At 71.9% G+C, this 20,406-nt stretch carries 19 protein-coding genes; 14 read left to right on the plus strand and 5 right to left on the minus strand.

Annotation, left to right across the window (positions count from 1 at the left end; all coding sequences use genetic code 11):
* Positions 1-68 precede the first annotated feature (68 nt).
* From ACWC97_RS16330 to ACWC97_RS16355, 6 genes are all read left to right on the plus strand, one after another.
* Entirely contained in the window at positions 69-503 is a 435-nt protein-coding gene (locus tag ACWC97_RS16330) for a cupin domain-containing protein (protein WP_352278795.1), read from the plus strand.
* A complete protein-coding gene (locus tag ACWC97_RS16335) occupies positions 500-1,768 on the plus strand; it encodes a beta-ketoacyl-[acyl-carrier-protein] synthase family protein (protein ID WP_352278793.1) in 1,269 nt (422 codons plus the stop codon). Before ACWC97_RS16330 ends, ACWC97_RS16335 begins: the two co-directional genes overlap by 4 nt.
* Positions 1,765-3,015, plus strand: a complete 1,251-nt coding sequence (locus tag ACWC97_RS16340; protein WP_352278792.1) for a ketosynthase chain-length factor — start codon at positions 1,765-1,767, stop codon at positions 3,013-3,015. The genes ACWC97_RS16335 and ACWC97_RS16340 overlap by 4 nt, the downstream gene beginning before the upstream one ends.
* Before the next feature lie 15 nt (positions 3,016-3,030).
* Positions 3,031-3,288, plus strand: coding sequence for an acyl carrier protein (locus ACWC97_RS16345; RefSeq protein WP_352278791.1), 258 nt, complete (start codon positions 3,031-3,033; stop codon positions 3,286-3,288).
* 3 nt (positions 3,289-3,291) lie between these two features.
* The gene (locus ACWC97_RS16350) at positions 3,292-3,771 is read left to right on the plus strand and encodes an SRPBCC family protein (RefSeq protein WP_352278790.1); all 480 of its coding nucleotides are present in this window, start codon (positions 3,292-3,294) and stop codon (positions 3,769-3,771) included.
* 75 nt (positions 3,772-3,846) lie between these two features.
* Entirely contained in the window at positions 3,847-4,179 is a 333-nt protein-coding gene (locus ACWC97_RS16355) for a TcmI family type II polyketide cyclase (protein ID WP_352278788.1), read from the plus strand.
* 70 nt (positions 4,180-4,249) lie between these two features.
* Here ACWC97_RS16355 and ACWC97_RS16360 read toward each other — a convergent pair whose 3' ends face one another.
* The 3 genes from ACWC97_RS16360 to ACWC97_RS16370 form a co-directional block, all read right to left on the minus strand.
* Positions 4,250-5,326 (minus strand): methyltransferase, encoded by a 1,077-nt coding sequence (locus ACWC97_RS16360; protein ID WP_392279672.1) that lies wholly within the window; start codon positions 5,324-5,326, stop codon positions 4,250-4,252.
* 35 nt (positions 5,327-5,361) lie between these two features.
* On the minus strand, positions 5,362-6,432 hold the full coding sequence (locus tag ACWC97_RS16365) for a right-handed parallel beta-helix repeat-containing protein (RefSeq protein ID WP_450649877.1): 1,071 nt from the start codon (positions 6,430-6,432) through the stop codon (positions 5,362-5,364).
* A 110-nt stretch (positions 6,433-6,542) separates the two neighbouring features.
* Positions 6,543-8,171, minus strand: a complete 1,629-nt coding sequence (locus ACWC97_RS16370) for an acyl-CoA synthetase (RefSeq protein WP_352278782.1) — start codon at positions 8,169-8,171, stop codon at positions 6,543-6,545.
* Between the two features lie 166 nt (positions 8,172-8,337).
* Here ACWC97_RS16370 and ACWC97_RS16375 point away from each other — a divergent pair, with 166 nt between their 5' ends.
* The 5 genes from ACWC97_RS16375 to ACWC97_RS16395 all read left to right on the plus strand — a co-directional run bounded on the left by ACWC97_RS16375 (position 8,338) and on the right by ACWC97_RS16395 (position 13,091).
* A complete protein-coding gene (locus tag ACWC97_RS16375; protein ID WP_450649879.1) occupies positions 8,338-9,138 on the plus strand; it encodes a crotonase/enoyl-CoA hydratase family protein in 801 nt (266 codons plus the stop codon).
* 15 nt (positions 9,139-9,153) lie between these two features.
* Positions 9,154-10,101, plus strand: coding sequence for a Zn-ribbon domain-containing OB-fold protein (locus ACWC97_RS16380; protein ID WP_392279674.1), 948 nt, complete (start codon positions 9,154-9,156; stop codon positions 10,099-10,101).
* Entirely contained in the window at positions 10,102-11,154 is a 1,053-nt protein-coding gene (locus tag ACWC97_RS16385) for a thiolase domain-containing protein (protein WP_385212317.1), read from the plus strand.
* Positions 11,147-12,313, plus strand: coding sequence for a thiolase domain-containing protein (locus tag ACWC97_RS16390; protein ID WP_450649882.1), 1,167 nt, complete (start codon positions 11,147-11,149; stop codon positions 12,311-12,313). The genes ACWC97_RS16385 and ACWC97_RS16390 overlap by 8 nt, the downstream gene beginning before the upstream one ends.
* A 277-nt stretch (positions 12,314-12,590) precedes the next feature.
* Positions 12,591-13,091 (plus strand): hypothetical protein, encoded by a 501-nt coding sequence (locus ACWC97_RS16395; protein WP_352278775.1) that lies wholly within the window; start codon positions 12,591-12,593, stop codon positions 13,089-13,091.
* Positions 13,092-13,192: 101 nt separating this feature from the next.
* Here the strand turns inward: ACWC97_RS16395 and ACWC97_RS16400 are convergent, their stop codons facing one another.
* Positions 13,193-15,406, minus strand: coding sequence for a terpene synthase family protein (locus ACWC97_RS16400; protein ID WP_352278773.1), 2,214 nt, complete (start codon positions 15,404-15,406; stop codon positions 13,193-13,195).
* A 382-nt stretch (positions 15,407-15,788) separates the two neighbouring features.
* Between ACWC97_RS16400 and ACWC97_RS16405 the strand changes: the two genes are divergently transcribed.
* Both ACWC97_RS16405 and ACWC97_RS16410 read left to right on the plus strand, forming a co-directional pair.
* On the plus strand, positions 15,789-17,120 hold the full coding sequence (locus ACWC97_RS16405; protein WP_450649884.1) for an N-acetylmuramoyl-L-alanine amidase: 1,332 nt from the start codon (positions 15,789-15,791) through the stop codon (positions 17,118-17,120).
* A 45-nt stretch (positions 17,121-17,165) separates the two neighbouring features.
* On the plus strand, positions 17,166-17,435 hold the full coding sequence (locus tag ACWC97_RS16410) for a hypothetical protein (RefSeq protein ID WP_450649886.1): 270 nt from the start codon (positions 17,166-17,168) through the stop codon (positions 17,433-17,435).
* Positions 17,436-17,547: 112 nt separating this feature from the next.
* Here ACWC97_RS16410 and ACWC97_RS16415 read toward each other — a convergent pair whose 3' ends face one another.
* Positions 17,548-18,669, minus strand: coding sequence for an aminoglycoside phosphotransferase family protein (locus ACWC97_RS16415; protein WP_352278767.1), 1,122 nt, complete (start codon positions 18,667-18,669; stop codon positions 17,548-17,550).
* Positions 18,670-18,899: 230 nt separating this feature from the next.
* On the opposite strand from ACWC97_RS16415, the gene ACWC97_RS16420 reads away from it, so the two are divergent.
* Positions 18,900-20,399 carry a DNA-binding protein NsdB gene (locus ACWC97_RS16420; protein ID WP_385212306.1) on the plus strand — a complete coding sequence of 500 codons (1,500 nt, stop codon included), beginning with the start codon at positions 18,900-18,902 and terminating at the stop codon, positions 20,397-20,399.
* Positions 20,400-20,406: the final 7 nt, after the last annotated feature.

Genomic DNA, 20,406 nt, shown 5'->3' on the forward strand with positions numbered 1-20,406 from the left:
AACGCCCCCTGGGGGGTTCTCGCTCGACCCGTCGACACCACACGCAATGCGCCAGGAGGAGAACAGACATGACCACGCACCGGCCACGCATCGTGGACCTCAGTGAGACGCAGCCCAACCGCAGGCGCGGCGGCGATCTCCGTGCCATGCTCACGCCCACCGCGGTCGGGGCCACCAGCGGCTTCATGGGGCTGGCGATCGTCCAGCCCGGCGAACGCATCGGCGAGCACTACCACCCGTACTCCGAGGAGTTCGTGTACGTGGTGAACGGCCTGCTCGAGGTGGACCTGGACGGCGAGCCGTACCGGATGAGCCCCGACCAGGGCCTGCTCATCCCGCCCTACATGCGCCACCGGTTCCGCAACGTGGGCGACATCGAGGCGCGGATGGTCTTCCATCTCGGCCCGCTCGCCCCGCGCCCGGAGCTCGGCCATGTCGACACCGAACACACCGGGTCCGACGACCGCGTAGCCCCGCCGGAACGAACGGAGGCCGCCTCATGACCCGCCGCGTGGCGGTCACCGGCGTCGGCGTCGTCGCCCCCGGCGGCATCGGCGCCCCCGCCTTCTGGGACCTCCTCGCCAACGGACGCACCGCGACCAGGGGCATCACGCTCTTCGACCCGACCGGCTTCCGGTCCCGGATCGCCGCCGAGTGCGACTTCGACCCGGCGGCCCACGGACTGGACGCCGACACCGTCGCGCGGCAGGACCGCTACGTCCAGTTCGCGATGGTGGCGGCCCGGGAGGCCCTCGCCGACGCGGGCCTGGACCCGGAGAAGGTGGACCCCTGGCGGATGGGGGTGTCGCTGGGCACCGCGGTCGGCGGCACCACCCGGCTGGAGCACGACTACGTCGCCGTCAGCGAGCACGGCGCCCGCTGGGACGTCGACCACCAGAAGGCCGACCGCCATCTGGAACGGGCCTTCTCGCCCAGCACCCTGGCCTCGGCGGTGGCCGAGCAGGTCGGCGCGCACGGCCCGGTGCAGACCGTCTCCACGGGCTGCACCTCCGGCCTCGACGCGATCGGCTACGCCTTCCAGTCCGTCGAGGAGGGCCGCGTCGACATCTGCGTCGCCGGGGCGTCCGACTCGCCGATCACCCCGATCACCGTGGCGTGCTTCGACGCGATCAAGGCCACCTCGGCCAACAACGACGACGCCGAGCACGCCTCCCGGCCGTTCGACGCGCGCCGGGACGGCTTCGTGATGGGCGAGGGCGGCGCCGTCCTGGTCCTGGAGGAGCTGGAGCACGCCCGCGCCCGCGGCGCCACGGTCTACTGCGAGATCTCCGGCTACGCCACCTTCGGCAACGCCTACCACATGACCGGGCTCACCCCCGAGGGCCTGGAGATGGCCGAGGCGATCAACCGGGCCCTGGCCCACGCCCGGATGGACGGCTCGCGGATCGACTACGTCAACGCCCACGGCTCGGGCACCAAGCAGAACGACCGGCACGAGACGGCCGCCGTGAAGCGGGCCCTGGGCGCCCACGCCTTCGACATCCCGATGAGCTCGATCAAATCCATGGTCGGCCACTCGCTGGGAGCGATCGGAGCGATAGAGATCGCGGCCTGCGTACTCGCCCTGGTCCACCAGACGGTGCCGCCGACGGCGAACTACGAGACCCCCGACCCCGAATGCGACCTCGACTACGTGCCGCGTACCGCACGGCCCCTGAAGCTGCGCAGCGTCCTCTCGGTGGGCAGCGGATTCGGCGGGTTCCAGTCCGCGGTGGCCCTGACCCGGACAGGAGGGAGGACCCCATGAGCACCCGCAAGGCCCGGCGCACCGTCGTCACCGGCATCGGTGTGGTCGCCCCCAACGGCACCAACACCGAGGCCTTCTGGAAGCTGACCCACGAAGGCGTGAGCGTCCTGGACCGGGTCACCCGCGAGGGCTGCGAGCACCTGCCCCTGCGGGTCGCCGGCGAGGTACGGGGATTCGAACCGGCCGGACTGATCGAGGAGCGCTACCTCGTCCAGACCGACAAGTTCACCCACTTCGCGATGGCCGCCGCCGACATCGCGCTGGAGGACGCCCGGCTCGGCCGCGCCGACTACGAGGCCTCGCCCTTCGACGTGGGCGTGGTCACCGCGGCCGGATCGGGCGGCGGCGAGTTCGGCCAGCGTGAACTCCAGCGGCTCTGGGGCCAGGGCTCCACCTACGTGGGCCCGTACCAGTCCATCGCCTGGTTCTACGCGGCCAGCACCGGCCAGATCTCCATCCGCGGCGGCTTCAAGGGCCCGTGCGCGGTGGTGGCCAGCGACGAGGCCGGCGGCCTGGACGCGCTGGCGCACGCCGCCCGCTCGATCCGCGGCGGCACCGCGGCGGTGGTGGTCGGCGCGGCCGAGGCCCCGCTGGCGCCGTACTCGGTCGTCTGCCAGCTCGGCTACGACGACCTCAGCACCGAGGAGGACCCGAGCCGCGCCTACCGGCCGTTCACCTCGGACGCCCGGGGTTTCGTCCCGGCCGAGGGCGGAGCCATGCTGGTGGTCGAGGAGGAGCGGTCGGCGCTCCGGCGCGGCGCCAAGGTCCGGGCCGAGCTCGCCGGGCACGCCGCCACGTTCACCGGGGCGGGCCGGTGGGAGGAGTCCCGGGAGGGCCTCGCCCAGGCGATCATCGGCGCCCTGCGGGAGGCCGACTGCGCGCCCGAGGAGATCGACGTCGTCTTCGCGGACGCCCTCGGAGTACCGGCCGCCGACCGGGCCGAGGTGCTGGCGCTCGCCGACGCCCTCGGCGCGCACGGCAGCCGGGTGCCGGTGACGGCGCCCAAGACCGGGATCGGACGCGCCTACTGCGGGGCGCCCGTACTGGACGTGGCCGCCGCGGTGCTCTCGATGGAGAACGCGCTCATACCGCCCACGCCGAACGTCTTCGAGGTGTGCCACGACATCGACGTGGTGACCGGCAGCGCCCGCCCCGCCGAACTGCGCACGGCGCTGGTGCTCAGCCGGGGGCTCATGGGCTCGAACTCGGCGATGGTGCTGCGGCGCGTCACCGACCCCCGAACGTGACAAGGAGAAGTCCTGATGACCGACCGACTGACCTACACGGAACTCGCCGCGCTGATGAAGAAGGGCGCCGGGGTCACCGTGGACCCCCGCGACATGGAGCAGCGCCCCGGTTCGGCCTTCGACGAGTACGGCCTGGACTCGCTGGGCCTGCTCGGCATCGTCGGCGTGCTGGAGAACCGGCACGGCCGGGCGCTGCCGGCCGACGCCGACCGCTGCAAGACCCCGCAGGAGTTCCTCGACCTCGTCAACAACAGCCTCATGACAGGAGCCTGAACCGTGCCCGGACACACCGAGAACGAGATCACCATCGCCGCCCCGCTCGACCTGGTCTGGGACGTGACCAACGACCTGGAGAACTGGCCGAGGCTGTTCAGCGAGTACGCCTCGGTCGAGATCATCGAGCGGGACGGGGACAGCACCACCTTCCGGCTGACGATGCACCCCGACGAGAACGGCAAGGTGTGGAGCTGGGTCTCCGAGCGGACCGTGGACCGCGCCACGCGCACCGTACGCGCCCGTCGCGTCGAACCCGGCCCGTTCCAGCACATGGACATCCGCTGGGCGTACACGGAGGTGCCCGGCGGGACCAGGATGCACTGGACCCAGGACTTCGCGATGCGCCCCGACGCGCCCGTGGACGACGACTGGATGACCGACAACATCAACCGGAACTCCAAGGTCCAGATGGAGCTGATCCGGGACAAGATCGAGCAGCGCGACCGGGAGCGCCGCACCGCCCCCGTCGGGGCCAACTGACCCGCCACCCGCCCGCGGTCCGCCGCCCCGCCGTCCGGCCGGGCGGCGGACCCGACCCCAGAAAGGCATCTCCCGATGCACCACGCCCTGATCGTCGCCCGGATGGCACCGGGCTCGGCGCCGGACATCGCCGAGCTGTTCGCCGCCTCGGACAGCACCGAACTGCCGCACCTGGTCGGCGTCACCCGGCGCAAGCTCTTCCAGTTCGGCGACGTGTACCTGCATCTGATCGAGTCCGAGAACCCGCCGGGGCCCGAGATCGCGAAGGTGACCGGGCACCCGGAGTTCAAGGCCATCAGCGACAAGCTCTCCGCGTACGTCAGCGCGTACGACCCGGAGACCTGGCGCGGCCCCAAGGACGCCATGGCCCACGAGTTCTACCGGTGGGAGCGCGCCGCCTCCGCGTGAGACCCGCCGCCACATGCCCCGGGCCCGGCCGTTCGGCCGGGCCCGGGGCATGTGCGGTGCGGTGGTCCGGTCAGTCCGGGACGACGCACTCGAACGCGTGGAGGTAGGGGTTGACCGGAACGACGTCCCCGATCAGCAGCCCGGCGTCGGAGATCCGGGTCACCAGGCTCTCCCGGGTGTGCTTCGCCCCGCCGACGTTGAGGAGCAGCAGCAGGTCCATCGCGGTGGTGAACCGCATCGACGGGGTGTCGTCGACCAGGTTCTCGATGATCACGACCCGGGCCCCCGGACGGGCCGCGGCGACGACGTTGCGCAGCGTCCGGCGGGTGCTGTCGTCGTCCCACTCCAGGATGTTCTTGATGATGTACAGGTCGGCCCGGACCGGGATCGCCTCCCGGCAGTCCCCGGCGACGATCCGGGTCCGGTCCACCAGCGGCCCCTGGTCCCGCAGCCGCGCGTCCGCCCTGGCCACCACGCCCGGCAGGTCCATCAGGGTGCCGTGCAGGCCGGGGTGCTTCTCCAGCAGGCTCGCCACGACATGGCCCTGGCCGCCGCCGATGTCGGCGACCGACTCCACCCCGGTGAGGTCGAGGAGTTCGGCGACGTCCAGGGCGGACTGCACGCTGGAGGTGGTCATCGCGCGGTTGAAGACCTGCGCGGACTCGTGGGCGTCCTGGTGCAGATGGTCGAAGAACCCCTTGCCGTGCACGTCCTCGAAGACGCTCCGGCCGGTGCGCACCGCGTCGTCCAGGCGCGGCCACACGTCCCAGGTCCAGGGCTCGGTGCACCACAGCGAGATGTCGCGCAGGCTGTGCGGGTCGTCCTCGCGCAGCAGCCGGGACATCTCGGTGTGGGTGAAGCGCCCGTCCGGCTCCTCGGCGAAGATCCCGTAGCAGGCCAGGGCGCGCAGCAGCCGCCGCAGCGGGCCCGGCTCGACCTGCACCAGATCCGCGAGTTCCCGCGCCGTGGCCGGGGTCTCGCCCAGCGCGTCGGCGACGCGCAGCCGGGCGGCGGCGCGCACGGCCGCGGCTCTGGCCGCGCCGAAGACCAGCTCCCGCAGCTGCATCGCCGGCTGCGGCGGCGCGACGGGGTGCGGGAGGGAGGTGTGTACGGGGGTGGGGGCGGGGTTGGGGCTCACGGTGGTCATGCTGTCTCGCTTCTCCTCGTGCGGGGGTGCACCGGTCAGCACATCCCGGCCGGTGCGGACGTGGCGCAGGTGTTGGCGGTGAAGGTGTTGCCCTTTCCGGTGTCCCCGTTGGTGAGGTCGGCCGGCTTGTTGTCGAGGACGACGTTGTCGCTGATGGTGTTGTTGGTGTTCTTGGTGCCCACGAAGCTCTTGAACAGGACGACGCCGCCGGACATCGGGGAGGTCCCGGCGTTGTCGCGGACGGTGTTCGCGCGGACCCGGGTGTCCGCGGCGCCGGTGAGCACGATGCCGGAGCCCTGGAGGGCCGACAGCCGCTCGGTCGCGGCGCAGAACTTGTTGTTGCCGGTGACCGTGTTGGACTCGATGGTCATGGCCCCGGCCTGCGGCCGCCCCTCGTCGCCCACGACGAACATTCCGGTGCAGTTGGCGGTGACCCCGTTGTGGTGGACGGAGAGGTTGCGCACCCGGCGGGCGGTGAGGCCGATCCGGTTGTCCGACAGGGCGTTGTGGCTGACCTCGGTGCCCCCGGTGTCGGTGGCGCCGCCCTCCTCGTCGACGGTGTTGGCGACGAAGATGCCCGCGTCGCCGTTGGAACGGGCGGCGTTCTCCGTGAACAGGGCGCGGGTGGAGCGCTCCTGGGCGATGCCCCAGACACCGTTGTGCTCCGCGGTCACCCGGCGGACGGTCAGCCGGTCGGTGCGGGAGGACCAGACCCCGCTCTTCTTGAACCCGGAGACGGTCAGCGACTCGACCCGGACGCCGTCCGTGATGCCGCCCGCCGCGCCCAGGACGCAGACGCCGTTCCCGGCCTTGGCGCAGGCGTCGTCGGCGGCCCGGGTGCCCGGTTCGGCCGGACGGATGACGGTACGGCCGCCGGTGCCGCGCAGGGTGAGCCCGGAGGTGGTGATCCGTACGCTCTCCCGGTACGTGCCGGGCAGGACGAGGACGGTGTCGCCCGGCCGGGCGGCGTCCACCGCCCGCTGGATCGATTCGCCCGGACGCACCACCCGCGCGGTGGGGGCGGACGCGGAGGGCGAGGCCATGCCCACGGCCGCGGCGGAGAGCGCCGCGACCGGGACCAGGATGGTGATGGTTCGTTTCCTCATGAATCGAAGCTATGGGCGATCCGACCCGGTTGCCACACAGCGTGAGCGGATGGGTTCGGAGCGTGCCCGAATGGCTTACGCGGGCGGCCCGGACCGGTGGCCGGACAGGCTCACGCCCCGGGCCCCCGCCGGGGCGCGACGACCGAGCGGGCCCACCGGTAGTCGGCCTTGCCGCTCGGCGAGCGCTGGATGGTCCGGGCGATCACCAGCCGACGGGGGATCTTGTAGCCGGCGAGCCGGGTGCGGCAGTGCGCCTGGAGCTCGTCCAGCGTGGGCTCGGCCGCTCCCTCGCGCAGCTGCACCACCGCCGCGACCCGGTTGCCCCACCGCTCGTCGGGGACCCCGGCGACCAGCACGTCGTACACGTCCGGATGGGCCTTGATGGCCTGTTCGACCTCCTCCGGGTACACCTTCTCGCCCCCGGTGTTGATGCACTGCGAGCCCCGGCCCAGCACCGTGACAATCCCGTCCCCGTCGACCGTCGCCATGTCCCCGAGCAGTACCCAGCGCTCCTCGCCCCGGCTGAAGAAGGTCTCCGCCGTCTTGTCCGGGTCGTTGTAGTAGCCGAGCGGCACGTGTCCGCGCTGGGCCAGCCGCCCCGGCTCGCCCGGGGCCACCGGCTCGTGCGTCGCCGGGTCGACCACCGCGGTGCGGGAGTTGACCTGGAGCCGGAACCCCTTCTCCGGCCCCGAGTCGGCCGTCGCGGTGCCGTTGAAGCCGGACTCCGAGGAGCCGAAGTTGTTCAGCAGCATCACCGTCGGCACGAGCTCCTGGAACTCCGCCCGCACCGAGTCCGACATGATCGCGCCGGAGCTGGACACGGAGAACAGCGACGAGCAGTCCGTCCCCTTCAGCGGACCGCGCAGCGCGTCGATCAGCGGCCGCAGCATCGCGTCGCCGACCAGCGACACACTGGTCACCTTCTCCTTCTCGATGGTGCGGAGCACCTCCTCCGGCGCGAACCTGCGGTGCACCACGACCCGCTGCCCGAAGTTGAAGCCGATGAAGGCGGTGAGCGTGGAGGTGCCGTGCATCAGCGGGGGAGTGGGGAAGAAGGTGATCCCCTCGCCGCCCGCGGCGACCCGCTCGGCCAGCTCCTGCGGGGACTTCACCGGCTCCCCGGTCGGCGCGCCCCCGCCGAGACCGGAGAAGAAGAGGTCCTCCTGGCGCCACATCACCCCCTTCGGCATGCCCGTGGTGCCGCCGGTGTAGATGATGAACTGGTCGTCGGCCGAGCGAGGCGGGAAGCCGCGCTCCGGGCTTCCGTTCGCCTCCGCGTCGGTGAACGCGACCGCCTCCGGCCCCGGTGTCCCCGCCGCCGGGGTGCCCACCCGCACCAGATGGCGTAAGGCCGGGGCCTTGGGCGCGGCGGCAGCCACCCGCTCGTCGAACTCGGCGTCGAAGACCAGCGCGGTCAGGTCCGCGTCACGGTAGAGGTAGGTCAGCTCCTCTTCCACGTAGCGGTAGTTCACGTTGACCGGGACGATCCGGGCCTTCAGGCAGGCCAGCACGGTCTGGAGGTACTCCACCCCGTTGTAGAGGTGCAGCCCCAGGTGCTCGCCCGGCGCGATGCCCGCCTCGATCAGGTGGTGGGCGAGGCGGTTGGCCGCCGCGTCCAGTTCCGCGTAGGTCAGTCTGCGCTCCGCGCCCGTACCGGGGTGGTCGAGGTAGACGAGCGCCTCCCGTTCCGGGACCGCGTCGACGACCGACTCGAACAGGTCGGCAAGGTTGTACTCCACCCACTCCTCCTGACCCCGGAAGCTGACTGGCTCGGCGGTCATTAGAGCGCCGGTGGACGCAACTGTGAAGAGGTCCCGCCGAAGAAATCTGACTGCCTGTCAGAAAACTATTGAACTGGCACCCCGCCTACTGCAACCTGTTCCAGGTCTAGACGGGAGGCCGACAATGACTGGTACGGAACACCTCGGCGTACGGCGCGAGGGCGCCACGCTGGTGCTCACCCTGAACAGGCCCGAGGCGAAGAACGCCCTGTCGCTGGCGATGCTGGTCGGGCTGTACGACGGCTGGCTGGAGGCGGACGCCGACGACACTGTCCGCTCCGTCGTGCTGACCGGCGCGGGCGGCTGCTTCTGCGCCGGGATGGACCTCAAGGCCCTGGCCGGCAAGGGCATGGCGGGCGAGCAGTACCGGGACCGGATGACCGCCGATCCCGATCTTCACTGGAAGGCGATGCTACGCCACCACCGCCCCCGCAAACCGGTGATCGCCGCCGTGGAGGGCCACTGCGTCGCCGGCGGCACCGAGATCCTCCAGGGCACCGACATCCGCATCGCCGGCGAGGGCGCCACCTTCGGCCTCTTCGAGGTGAAGCGCGGCCTCTTCCCCATCGGCGGCTCGACGGTGCGGCTGCCGCGCCAGATCGCCCGGACGCACGCCCTCGAAATGCTCCTCACCGGACGCCCGTACAGCGCGTCGGAAGCCGCCGCCATCGGCCTGATCGGCCGGGTCGTCCCCGACGGCACCGCACTGGAACACGCTCTCGAAACCGCCGAGCGGATCAACACCTGCGGCCCGCTCGCCGTCGAGGCCGTCAAGGCGTCCGTCTACGAGAGCGCCGACCTGACCGAGACCGAGGGACTGGCCGCCGAACTGAAACGCGGCTGGCCGGTCTTCGCCACCGACGACGCCAAGGAAGGCGCCCGCGCCTTCGCCGAGCAGCGCCCGCCCGTCTACCGGCGCGCCTGAGCCGAGGAGATCACCGTGCCCGAAGCCCTCAGCGCACCGCTGGTGGTGGAATTCCCCTTCACCCGCTCCCTCGGACCCGTCCAGAGCGCCTTCCTCACCGGACTGCGCGAACGCACCGTCCTCGGCGTCCGCACCACCGGGGGGAAGGTCCTGGTCCCGCCCGTCGAGTACGACCCCGTCACCGCCGAGGAGCTCAGCGAGCTGACCGAGGTCGCCGCCACCGGCACCGTCACCACCTGGGCCTGGAACCCCGCCCCGCGCCGCGCCCAGCCCCTCTCCACCCCCTTCGCCTGGGTCCTGGTCCGGCTCGACGGCGCCGACACCGCCCTGCTGCACGCCCTCGACGCCCCCGGCCCCGACGCCGTGCGCACCGGCATGCGGGTACGCGTCCGCTGGGCCGCCGAGCGGACCGGAGCCATCACCGACATCGCCTGCTTCGAGCCGTACGACGGCGAGGACACCGGACAGGCCGCCACCCCCCACGACGGCGTCTTCGCCGACCCCGTCACCGGCATCGTCACCCCCGCCCGGCTCGACTACCGCTACACCCCGGGTCGCGCCCAGAGCGCCTACCTCGGCGCCCTCGCCGACCGGCGCATCGTCGGCGAACGCTGCCCCTCCTGCCACAAGGTCTACGTCCCGCCCCGCGGCGCCTGCCCCACCTGCGGAGTCGCCACCACCGAACAGGTGGAGGTCGGCCCGCGCGGCACCGTCACCACGTTCTGCATCGTCAACATCAAGGCGAAGAACCTGGACATCGAAGTGCCGTACGTCTACGCGCACGTCGCCCTGGACGGCGCGGACCTCGCCCTGCACGCCCGGATCGGCGGCATCCCCTACGACCAGGTGCGCATGGGCCTGCGCGTCGAGCCCGTCTGGACCGAGGACGGGCGCCACCCCGACCACTACCGGCCGACCGGCGAGCCCGACGCCGACTACGACGCGTACAAGGAGCTGCTCTAGATGCGAGACGTGGCGATCGTCGCCTTCGCGCAGACGGACCATCTGCGCCGCACCGACGAACTCTCCGAGGTCGAGATGGTGATGCCGGTGCTCCACCGGGTCCTGGACGCGACCGGCCTCCGGACCAGCGACATCGGCTTCACCTGCTCCGGCTCCAGCGACTACCTCGCGGGCCGCGCCTTCTCCTTCACCATGGCGCTCGACGGCGTCGGCGCCTGCCCGCCGATCTCCGAGTCCCATGTCGAGATGGACGGCGCCTGGGCCCTGTACGAGGCCTGGGTGAAGATCCGGACGGGACAGGCCGACACCGCACTCGTCTACTCCTACGGGAAGTCCTCGCCCGGCCGGGTGCGGGACGTCCTCACCCGCCAGCTGGACCCCTACTACACCGCCCCGCTCTGGCCCGACTCCGTCGCGCTCGCCGCCCTCCAGGCCCAGGCGCTGATCGACGCGGGCGACACCGACGAGGCCGCCCTCGCGGAGATCGGCCACCGCAGCCGCGCCGACGCGGCCGACAACCCGCACGCCCAGCTCAGGACGGCCGCCCCGGCCGGGGAGTACGTGGTACGGCCCCTGCGCACCGGCGACTGCCCACCGGTCGGCGACGGCGCCGCCGCCGTCATCCTCGCCGCCGGTGACACCGCACGGGCCCTGTGCCCCCGGCCCGCCTGGATCCGCGGCATCGACCACCGCATCGAGCCGCACGGCCTCGGCGTCCGGGAGCTGACCGACTCGCCCTCCACCCGGCTCGCCGCCACCCGCGCCGGGGCCTTCGAGCGCCCCGTGGACACCGCCGAACTGCACGCCCCGTTCACCTCCCAGGAGGTGGTGCTGCGCAAGGCGCTCGGCCTCGACGGGAAGGTGCGGGTCAACCCGTCCGGCGGCGCCCTGGCCGCCAACCCCGTCATGGCCGCCGGGCTGATCCGCCTCGGCGAGGCCGCCGCCCGCATCCATCGCGGCGAGTCCGACCGGGCGCTCGCCCACGCCACCTCCGGGCCCTGCCTCCAGCAGAACCTGGTCGCCGTCCTCGAAGGGGAGAACGCCCATGCCTGAGGAGCCCGTGGCCGTCGTCGGCATCGGCCAGACCAAGCACGTCTCCGCCCGCCGGGACGTCTCGATCGCCGGACTGGTCCGCGAGGCCGCCGTCCGCGCCCTGGAGGACGCCGCACTGACCTGGGCGGACATCGACGCCGTCGTGATCGGCAAGGCCCCCGACTTCTTCGAGGGCGTGATGATGCCGGAGCTCTACCTCGCCGACGCCCTCGGCGCGGTCGGCAAGCCGATGCTCCGCGTCCACACCGCGGGCTCGGTCGGCGGTTCCACCGCACTGGTCGCCGCCAACCTGGTCGCCGCCCGCGTCCACCGCACCGTCCTCACCCTCGCCTTCGAGAAGCAGTCCGAGTCCAACGCCATGTGGGGGCTCTCGCTGCCCATCCCGTTCCAGCAGCCGCTGCTGGCCGGGGCGGGCGGCTTCTTCGCCCCGCACGTCCGGGCGTACATGCGCCGCACCGGCGCCCCCGACACGGTCGGTTCCCTGGTCGCGTACAAGGACCGCCGCAACGCGCTCAAGAACCCGTACGCGCACATCCACGACCCGGACATCACCCTGGAGAAGGTCCGGTCGGCCCCGATGCTCTGGGACCCGATCCGCTACTCGGAGACCTGCCCGTCCTCCGACGGGGCCTGCGCCATGATCCTCACCGACCGGACCGGAGCGGCCCGCTCGCCCCACCCGCCGGCCTGGGTGCACGGCGGCGCCATGCGCAGCGAGCCGACGCTCTTCGCGGGGAAGGACTTCGTCTCGCCGCAGGCCGGCCGCGACTGCGCCGCCGACGTCTACCGCCAGGCCGGTATCACCGACCCCCGGCGGGAGATCGACGCCGTGGAGATGTACGTGCCGTTCTCCTGGTACGAGCCGATGTGGCTGGAGAACCTCGGCTTCGCCGACGAGGGGGAGGGCTGGAAGCTCACCGAGTCCGGGGTCACCGAGCTCGACGGCGATCTCCCGGTCAACCCCTCCGGCGGGGTGCTCTCCACCAACCCCATCGGCGCCTCCGGCATGATCCGCTTCGCCGAGGCAGCGCTCCAGGTACGGGGACGGGCGGGCGAGCACCAGGTGCCCGGCGCCCGCAAGGCGCTCGGTCACGCGTACGGCGGCGGCGCGCAGTTCTTCTCCATGTGGCTGGTCGGGGCCGAGCCCCCCACCGGCTGAGAGCCTGCGGGGCGGCCTCCGACCGGGCGGCCACGTCCCGGCGCGCACGCTCCAGGCGTTGCCGGAACGCCGCCGCAAGCCCGCTCCGGCGCCTTGGAGCCGCGCGCACCGGACCGCGTCCGCTCGCCGGTCGAAGGTCACCCGGCAGGCTCCGGGACCGCCCCCGCGCGCTGGGCGCCCGCGGGGGCGGTCCCGGAGCGGGCCGGCGGTGCCGTCCGGCTCCGTCCCCGCGCGGGCCCGGCGCCGCGAGGCGGGCCCGGACACGTAACATGGCCCCATGTCCTTCCTCCGCCGCCGTAGCGCAGCCACACCCGCGGGCCCCGACTTCGACGTCCTGGCCATGGACCCGGGTGACTGGCCCGGAAACCTGGGCGCCGGTCTGCTGCCCGCGCCCGACGGAAGCTGCCAGGGCGTCTTCCTGCGCTACGACCTCTTCGGCGGCCGCGGCCCCGCGATGATCATCGGCAACCTCCCGGAGGGCTCGCCCGCCCGCGAGACCGAGGAGGGCCAGGCGCCGTTCGAGGTCGCCCAGCTGCTCCTCGCCCTGGAGAACGACGAGCCGGTCGAGGTCACGGGCACGGAGGACATCCCCGTGATGCAGGGCGACAACCTGCTGATCGTCCGCCGGATCAAGCTCTCCGAGAGCCGCATCTCCTGCGTCCAGTTCGACCGCAGCGACGGTGTGCTCGTCACCATCGCCAGCTGGGACCGGCCGATCACCGACGATCTGTACACCCTGCTGAAGCCGCTGCCCGCCGAGCTGTTCCAGCAGGGCTGATCCGGGCCCCGGCCCGGCCGAAACGGTCCTGCTCGTCGGCCGTCCGCACCCGGACGGCCGACGCCGTGTTCCTGGCCCGGGGCCCGGTCCGAAGGACAGCCCTACACACCGGCCGCGGAGAACGGGGCGAAGAGCGTCGTCACCCGCGCCGCCGAGACACCGAGCCCCGTGGGGCCGCCGGCGTGCCACGGGGCCGCGTTCCCGCGCCGCAGGTCCTCCTCGCGGTAGCGGCGGCAGCCCCGGTGCCAGATCAGGATGCCCGCGAGCCAGTTCCGCAGCTCGCGCACGTACCCGGCGAGCACCTCGCGCGCCTCGGCGTCCAGCCCGAAGTCGTCGTAGAGGGTGGGCAGTTCGTGCTCGGCCACGTGGAGGAACTGCCTCAGCCGCGACTCCATCAGGTCATGGACGACCGCCACCCCGGTCGGATAGTCCACCCCGAAGAAGTTCTGCACGACCAGCACGCCGTTGTGGATCTCGCCCTCGTACTCGATCTCCTTCTGGTACGAGAAGAGGTCGTTGAGCAGGCAGGCGTAGTCGGCCGCCGCGTTCTCCAGCGAGCGCATCGGACCGCTGCGGTAGACCTCCGGCGGAACCTTCCGGCCGTGCCCGAGCCGGCACAGGCTCATGGTGAGGTCGGAGCCGAAGGTCGCCCGCCGCATCTCGATGTAGTCCACCGGGTCGGGGATGCGGTTCTGCGCCTGGTTCGCCAGCTCCCAGATCCAGCTGGCGGTCATCGCCTCCACGGCCGCGCGGAAGGTCCGGCGGCCTTCCGGGTCCATCGGGGCCGAGGTCCTCGCCCAGAGGTCGGCGAGCCCGCGCTCCAGGGCGTTGACCGGTTCCGGCGTCCCGGCCCCGTCCAGGGGCATGAAGAGCGACAGGCGTTCGTTGGCGATCCGGGCCCCGTGCAGATCACGGGTCCGCCCGTGCACCACCGGGAACCAGTCGTCGCCGTACGTCCCCCACGTCAGCCACTGCGAGACGAGGTCCAGCTGTTCGGGCGTCGCGTCCGGGTGGATGCCCGCCGCGCACAGCGGGAGGTCGTAGGCGAGGAGCCGTTGCCGGTCCCAGATGTGCGAACCGGGCACTCCCGGCTGCGGTGACAGGATGCCCGTCCGGTCCGCCCAGTCGACGATCCGGCACCGGGCCCCCTCCAGGTGGGGGCTGAGTGTCGTGCCGAAGGGCAGGCGGAAGTCAGGCAGCAGCGACGGGCCGACACGCTGGCGGGGCAGGTGGCCGTGGCCGCGCAGCCGGGCCGCCTCCGCGCGCACCGGAAGGCGGATCGACGCCGCGGCCATCCCGAAGGCGGTGGTGCCCGCCCCGGCCGCGCCGTCGTTCATGTAGCGGCTGGAGCGCATGTGCCACTCGTGACCGCCCGATTGCCAGTCCTGGAGCCCCTTGACGTACGCCACCAGCGAGGCGGCACGGACCGGGTCGAGCCCCTTCTCCGCGCAGAGCGGGCCGAGTTCGGTGAGCGCGGTGTTCTCGAACTGCTGGAGCCGGGAGGTCAGCAGGTCGTTGACGGCCTCGGCGGCCTCCTGGGTGGAGCAGCCGAGGAAACGTTCCAGGACCAGCACACCGTTGCTGTTCTCGCCCTCCTCCTCGACCTCCCGCTGGTACGAGAAGAGGTCGTTGCGCAGATGGACGGCGTCGGAGAAGGCGTCCCGCAGCACCCGCAGCGCCCGCTCGTCCGCCACCTCCTCGGGGACCTCGGCGCCCGCCGCGTACTCCACGAGCCCCGCCGACCAGGGGGCCCCGCCCACCTTGCGGCGCATCTCGATGTACTCGACGGGGTTGGCGACGCGCCCCTCGTCGATGTTGGACAGCTCCCACAGCGACTCGTTGAGGAGGTTCTCCGTCGCCTCGGCGAATCTGGCCCGCCAGGCGTCGGACATGCTCGGGACGGTACGTCTCCACAGGTCGGCCAGCCCCGCCTCGACCGGGTTCTCCGGCTCCGGCATGGCGGCGCCCCGCTCCATCGGCATGAAGGCGGGCAGCCGGTCCAGGTACCGCTTGGCGCCCGCCCGGTCCGGCGTGCGCTTGAACAGCTCCAGGAAGTGGTCGTCGAAGAAGAAGACCCATACGTACCAGTCGGTGACCAGGGACAACGCCTCGGCCGAGCAGTCGGGATGGGTGTACGCGCACAGCAGCGCGTAGTCGTGGGAGTCGATGTCCCGCTCCTCCCAGACACCGGAGCCCTCCACCATCCCCATGCCGCGTGCCCACCGCTTGGTGTGGGTCCGCGCCTCCTCGACATGGGCGTTGAGCCGGGCCGGATACGGAACGTAGAAGTCCGGCAGGGTGAAGGGCTGAGCCATGTGCGTCCGGTGCCTTTCCTGGACCGCCGCGCGAAACACCGCGCGGGAGTGATCGTGTCGGCGCGAGCACTACCCTTCGACTGTTCGAGGTACACACATCCGGGATTAGTCATACAAAGCTAGTGATATACGGCGTCGCGCGGAGGGTGGTGGACGCCCCGTGGCGCCGTCGCGCCCCCGGCAACGAACGGCCGTTCTCTGCCAGTTGATCTTCCTCTCGCAGGTCAGACGCCCTGTCAATGGTCTGGTCCACTGGCTCGTCCGCTGTCCGTCACCGATCTCTTGACGTGCTGTCATCTCAGGTCGGAGAGTGTGCGCGCACGGCGGAACGGTGAGATCGGATCGCACACGGCTCGTACGTACGGCTCCAAGAAGGGTTGTCATGACGTCGAAGAAGAGGACCGGAATCGCGCTCGCGCTGACAGGTGTCGGCGCGCTGAGCATGGCGCTGCTCAGCCCCGCGGCGCAGGCCGGTGCGGACGGGGTGCGACCGGAATGCCCGCGCACCCTCGACTGCGACTGGGTCCCGGCGGCGTACCAGCAGACCGGCGACCCGGCCGACAAGGAGACGTACGGGAACTACGACACCGCGGACCGGCCGAACACCAACAAGATCAAGTTCATCGTTCTGCACGACACCGAGGAGGACTTCGACACCACGCTGAAGATCTTCCAGAACCCGCTGAAGCAGACCTCCGCCCACTACGTGGTGCGCTCCTCCGACGGCCATGTCACCCAGATGGTGAAGAACAAGGACGTCGCCTGGCAGGCGGGCAACTGGTACGTCAACAGCCACTCCATCGGCATCGAGCAGGAGGGCGTCGCCGTCGAGGGCGCCACCTGGTACACCCCCGAGATGTACCGCTCCACCGCCCGGCTGGTGCGCTATCTGGCCGCCAAGTACGACATCCCGCTCGACCGGCAGCACATCATCGGCCACGACGGGGTCCCGCCCACCAGCGCGTCCGGCACCAAGAACATGCACTGGGACCCGGGCACCTACTGGGACTGGAACCGCTTCATGAAGCTGCTCGGCAGGCCCACCGTGCCCAGCGCCTCCAAGAAGAGCGAACTGATCACCGTCGGACCGGACTTCAAGCAGAACAAGCAGGCCTTCCGCGACTGCGAGAAGGGCGTCGACCTGCCGGTCCAGGGCTCCAGCGCCGTCCCGCTCCACACCGGCCCCTCCGAGGACGCCCCGCTCTTCTCCGACCCGGGCCTGCACACCGACGGCTCGCCCGGCACCAACTGCGCCGCCGACTGGGGCAGCAAGATCAGCGCCACCCAGCAGGCCGTCGTCGCGGACCGGGCCCCCGGCTGGACGGCGATCTGGTGGTACGGCCAGAAGGCCTGGTTCCGCACCCCGGCCGAGGACCGGGTCACCGTGCCCACCGCCGGACACGTCGTCAGGCCGAAGGCCGGCCGCACCGACGTACCGGTCTACGGCGTCGCCTACCCGGAGAAGTCCGAGTACCCGGCGGGCTTCGGCGACCAGCGGGTGGGCGCGCCGCTCCAGTACACGATCAAGGCGGGGCAGTCCTACCCCGGCGGCGGCGAGGCGCCCACCGGCTTCTTCTACTCGCCGACGATCGACTCCTCGTACCCCTTCGACCACGCGTACTTCAGCGGCAAGGAGAAGTACGTGACGGTGCAGATCGGCCACCGCATCGCCTTCGTGAAGGCGTCCGACGTGGACATCGTCCGCACCCGCTGAGTCCCTGCCGCCCCTGGGTGTCCGTCCGAACAGAAGGAGAGGCTCATGCAGAAGCTGACCAGGACCGCAGTCACCGCGGCGGCGGGAGCCGTCATGGCGCTCGCGCTGACCGGAGCCGGTGCTGCCCTCACCGTGGCGACCGCCTCGGCCGCCGCGGCGGCCGAGACCGGCACGCTGGGCTGGGAGTTCGCCGGCGCCTTCGACACCCAGCAGGAGTGTGTCGCGGCCGGGGACGCCGGTGTCGCCGCCGGAAGCTGGACGAACTACCGCTGTGTCCTGTTCGAGGCCCGCTGGGACCTGATGATCCCCGCGTGACGGCCCGACGGCCCGGGTACCCCGCCACCTGACGGGTGTGCGGCGGGGTACCCGGGCCCCGGGGCCGGTATGTCGGCACCGGCCCCGAGGCCCGCATCCCCCCGGAGCAGGGTCAGCGCGTACCGACCGCGGCACGCACGGCCCTGCGGGCCATCGCGCAGTCGTCGTGCAGCCGGCGCAGCAGCAGCCGCTGCTCCTCGCTCGACGACAGCGCACCCGGACGTTCCTGCCCGGGCCCCGGGGCGGCCGAGTCGCGCATGGCACGCTGCACGGCCGTCTCGTACGTACGGATCTCCCCGGTCAGCACCAGCATCAGGTTCACCAGGAAGGCGTCCCGCGCGGCGGGGCCCGCGGCCTGCGCCAGCTGGCTGATCTGCCGCCGCGCCACCGGGGCGTCGCCCAGCACCGTCCAGAGCGTCGCCAGGTCGTAGCCGCGCAGGTACCAGCCGGCGTGCTCCCAGTCCACCAGCACCGGACCGGCGGGCGACAGCAGGATGTTGGAGAGCAGCGCGTCACCGTGGCAGAACTGCCACATGTCCTGACGGCTGCTCGCGTGCGCCAGCCCGTGCAGCAGCTTCTGCAGGTCGCCCAGATCGCGGTCGGTGAAGAGCCCCAGCTCGTGGTAGCGGGAGACCCGGGCGGCGTAGTCGAGAGGGGCCCCGAAGAGACCGGGGGCCGGCCGCCAGGCGTTGACCCGGCTGATCGCACCGAGCGCGGACCGGATGTCGGCCCGGGGCGGCGCCTCCGACGGATGCCTGCTCAGCGCCGCGACCCGGCCTGGCAGCCGCTCGATCACCAGTGTGCAGTTCTCCGGATCGGCCGCGATGAGACGCGGCACGCGCACCGGCGGGCGGTGCCGGACGAACGCACGGTATGCGGCTATCTCGTGGCGGAACCGCTCCGACCAGGCGGGCGAGTGGTCCAGTAAACATTTGGCGACCGCGGTGGCCCGGCCCGTGGAGCCGACCAGCAGTACCGAGCGGCCGCTGCGCCGCATCACCTGGACCGGGTTGAACTCGGGACAGATCCGTCGCACCGAGGCGATCGCCATCCTCAACTGGGCCCCCTGCGGGCCGGACAGGTCCAGCCGGCCGCTGAGCGGGGGTCCCGCAGGCCGCCGCGGCCGGACCGTGCCGGGCGCGGACGGATGCGGAGCGAGGTACGGCCCGCCGCCCGCCCCCAGAGGGCGGAGCGGCCGGGGCGGGGCGGTCACGGAGGACGATGCTGTGTACATGGGGGAGACAGATCCCTTCGCGCGCCGACAAGTTGCGTACACCGCCCCGCCGGCGGCCGGTCGGCACCCTGGGGAGTACCGAGGGCTGCCGGGCGGGGTGGCGCTTTCCTACCTGACACCTGGCGCCGGGTGGCAGACCATCTGGCGCACCCTGGCGAACGGTGGCGAATTGGCGCAGGGCGTCTGACAGGGCGTTACTGTCGAAACAGCCGAGAACCTGGGGGCTTGACGTGACCGGAGAACCCAACACCCGCCTGTCCGACCTGTTCGGCCTCGCCGGCTGGTCCAAGGGCGAACTCGCGAGAATGGTGAACAGGAAGGCGGCGGCCATGGGCCACCCCCAACTGGCCACCGACACCTCGCGGGTGAGGCGGTGGATCGACATGGGGGAGTGCCCCCGCGATCCGGTGCCCAAGGTGTTGGCGGCCCTGTTCACCGAGCGGCTCGGTCGTGTCGTGACCATCGAGGACCTCGGGTTCGACCGGCGCGGGCGTGCGGGGAAACGGCGGGAGGCCGGGACGCAGGAGAATCCCGACGCGCTTCCGTGGGCGCCCGACCGGACGGCAGCGGTCCTCACCGAATTCACGGGAATGGACCTCATGCTCAATCGACGCGGCTTGGTGAGCGCGGGCGCCGCGCTCGCCGCAGGATCGACCATCACCGGCCCCATGCACGACTGGCTGCACTCCGACCCCGTACTGGCTGCCGACGCGCCAAGGACCGACGACCCGCTGCACGCGGACCCGGCCGGTTTCGACCGGTACGAGGCCGCCCCCATCGGGTCGGACGAGATCGAGGCGCTCGAACGGTCCGTGGAGGTGTTCCGCGCCTGGGACGCCTCGCGCGGGGGCGGACTCCAGCGCAAGGCCGTGGTGGGCCAGCTCAACGAGGTGGGCGGCATGCTCGCCTACCGTCACCCCGACCATCTGCAGCGCCGCCTCTGGGGCGTCGCGGCCAACCTCGCGGTGCTCGCGGGCTGGATGTCCCACGACATCGGCCTCGAACCCACCGCCCAGAAGTACTTCGTCATCGCGGCACACGCGGCGCGCGAGGGCGGCGACCGCCCCCGGGCGGGCGAGGCGCTGTCCAGGGCGGCCCGCCAGATGGTCCACCTGGGCCGCCCCGACGACGCCCTGGACCTGATGAAGCTCGCCAAGTCCGGCTCCGGGGACATGGTCCTGCCGCGTACCCAGGCGATGCTGTACACCATCGAGGCGTGGGCGCAGGCATCGATGGGGCGCGGCCAGGCGATGCGACGCACCCTCGGCAAGGCGGAGGAGCTCTTCGTCTCCGACAAGAGCGATGTCCCACCGCCCAGTTGGATGCAGATGTTCGACGAGGCGGACCTGCACGGCATGCAGGCGCTGGCGTTCCGTACGCTCGCCGATCACGAGCCCTCCGCGGCGATCACCGCCCAGCGCCACGCCAAGCAGGCGCTGGAGCTGAGGGCCAACGGCCGTCAGAGGTCCAAGATCTTCGACTACATCTCGCTCGCCTCGGCATGCTTCATCGCCGACGACCCGGAGCAGGCCGACCGGTACGCCCGGCTCGCCCTCATGTCGATGGGCGAGACCTCCTCGCACCGCACCTGGGACCGGCTGCGCGAAATGTACCGGCTCACCGGCCAGTTCGCGGGATACACGAAGATCGCGGACCTGCGCGAGGAGATCAAGCTCTCCCTGCCGCAGACCTCGGTCGTCAAGCAGCCGAGGCGTACCTCGCAGATCTGAGGGACGG

It is taken from the genome of Streptomyces sp. NPDC001108 (assembly GCF_053598535.1).

What these genes read in the sequence shown, in the direction of transcription:
- ACWC97_RS16355 (WP_352278788.1), top strand. Translation starts at nt 3,847, where the DNA reads ATGCACCACGCCCTGATCGTCGCCCGGATGGCACCGGGCTCGGCGCCG.
- ACWC97_RS16385 (WP_385212317.1), top strand. Translation starts at nt 10,102, where the DNA reads ATGCGAGACGTGGCGATCGTCGCCTTCGCGCAGACGGACCATCTGCGC.
- ACWC97_RS16345 (WP_352278791.1), top strand. Translation starts at nt 3,031, where the DNA reads ATGACCGACCGACTGACCTACACGGAACTCGCCGCGCTGATGAAGAAG.
- ACWC97_RS16390 (WP_450649882.1), top strand. Translation starts at nt 11,147, where the DNA reads ATGCCTGAGGAGCCCGTGGCCGTCGTCGGCATCGGCCAGACCAAGCAC.
- ACWC97_RS16365 (WP_450649877.1), bottom strand. Translation starts at nt 6,432, where the DNA reads ATGAGGAAACGAACCATCACCATCCTGGTCCCGGTCGCGGCGCTCTCC.
- ACWC97_RS16335 (WP_352278793.1), top strand. Translation starts at nt 500, where the DNA reads ATGACCCGCCGCGTGGCGGTCACCGGCGTCGGCGTCGTCGCCCCCGGC.
- ACWC97_RS16415 (WP_352278767.1), bottom strand. Translation starts at nt 18,669, where the DNA reads ATGTACACAGCATCGTCCTCCGTGACCGCCCCGCCCCGGCCGCTCCGC.
- ACWC97_RS16330 (WP_352278795.1), top strand. Translation starts at nt 69, where the DNA reads ATGACCACGCACCGGCCACGCATCGTGGACCTCAGTGAGACGCAGCCC.
- ACWC97_RS16395 (WP_352278775.1), top strand. Translation starts at nt 12,591, where the DNA reads ATGTCCTTCCTCCGCCGCCGTAGCGCAGCCACACCCGCGGGCCCCGAC.
- ACWC97_RS16405 (WP_450649884.1), top strand. Translation starts at nt 15,789, where the DNA reads ATGACGTCGAAGAAGAGGACCGGAATCGCGCTCGCGCTGACAGGTGTC.
- ACWC97_RS16400 (WP_352278773.1), bottom strand. Translation starts at nt 15,406, where the DNA reads ATGGCTCAGCCCTTCACCCTGCCGGACTTCTACGTTCCGTATCCGGCC.
- ACWC97_RS16410 (WP_450649886.1), top strand. Translation starts at nt 17,166, where the DNA reads ATGCAGAAGCTGACCAGGACCGCAGTCACCGCGGCGGCGGGAGCCGTC.
- ACWC97_RS16340 (WP_352278792.1), top strand. Translation starts at nt 1,765, where the DNA reads ATGAGCACCCGCAAGGCCCGGCGCACCGTCGTCACCGGCATCGGTGTG.
- ACWC97_RS16375 (WP_450649879.1), top strand. Translation starts at nt 8,338, where the DNA reads ATGACTGGTACGGAACACCTCGGCGTACGGCGCGAGGGCGCCACGCTG.
- ACWC97_RS16360 (WP_392279672.1), bottom strand. Translation starts at nt 5,326, where the DNA reads ATGACCACCGTGAGCCCCAACCCCGCCCCCACCCCCGTACACACCTCC.